The organism is Pseudarthrobacter sp. rb, assembly GCF_056389225.1.
Window position 1 is genome coordinate 1 of sequence record NZ_JBWJAR010000058.1, and the last position, 1,103, is coordinate 1,103.

At 64.6% G+C, this 1,103-nt stretch carries 1 pseudogene; it reads left to right on the plus strand.

Features of this window, described 5'->3' with window-relative positions:
- Positions 1-915: pseudogene (locus ACWRN3_RS22860) on the plus strand (IS91-like element ISCR8/ISPps1 family transposase); the annotation flags it as partial.
- Between the last annotated feature and the right edge of the window lie 188 nt (positions 916-1,103).

Sequence of the window (1,103 nt, forward strand, 5' to 3'; positions counted from 1 at the left end):
GCGACCCCTCGAATCTCATCGCCGGGTGTCATCTTTCACGCGGCCACCGGCATCGATGCGGCTACCGTGGCCCCAGTGCAGACCACACTGCAAAAACGCATCCTGCGCGCCTTCGTTGCTCGGGGCCTGCTGGAGAACTGTGACGCCAAAGACATGCTGGGCTACAAACACAGCGGCTTCTCGGTGGACGCCGGTGTCTGCATCGAAGCCCACGACCGCGCTGCGCTGGAGCGGCTGCTGCGCTATTGCGCGCGTCCACCGTTTTCCATGGAGCGCCTACGCAAAGAGGGAAGCAAACTGGTGTACCGCTGTGCCAAACAGCGCAGCGAGCCCACCAGTGACAAGCGTGGTGCCAAGGCAGATGAGCTGCACCTCACACCGCTGGAACTGATCGACCGCATCGCCGCGCTGGTGCCACCGCCACGCACCCACCGGCACCGCTACTTTGGTGTGCTGGCACCAAACTCGCCGCTGAGAGCGGCGGTAACGGCGCTGGCTCAGCCTGCTGCGTCGCAACCAGCCACGGTGGAGACTGCACAACCTGGCGCGGGCGTACCTGGGGTGGCGGCGCCGGGCAACGCGGCCACACCCACACCCGAACCTGAAGCACGCCCGAAGCGAGCGGCGCATTACTTGTGGGCGGTGCTGATTGCCCGCATCTACGAGGCATTTCCGCTGCTGTGCCCCATGTGCGGTGGGCAGATGCGCATCATTGCCTTCATCACCCACAGCGCCGAAATCCGCCACATCCTGAACCACATCGGGGTGGAGTCTGCCCCCCCGCACATCACCCCGGCACGCGGGCCACCGCTGTGGGAGGGCTGCGACGCGCCGGTGGATGATGGTGCGCAAGGCGAGCCGGATTGGGATCTGGCAGCTCAACCCGACGAGGTAGACCAGCGCGTCAATTGGTGACCCAGTGAAGCGGCGGTATCCATCGCTGCGGGGAAGCAGCTGCGCGCGCGCCAGGCCCAAATGCATACTGCCTCCCAAGCTCTTGCCATTGAGCGGCAAGCGAGCGCTCAACCTTCCTTGGCCGAACGTGTTTCGAGGCCCAAAACTCGTGCCATACTTGGCCTCATGCGGTTGAATTTCCTATCCGT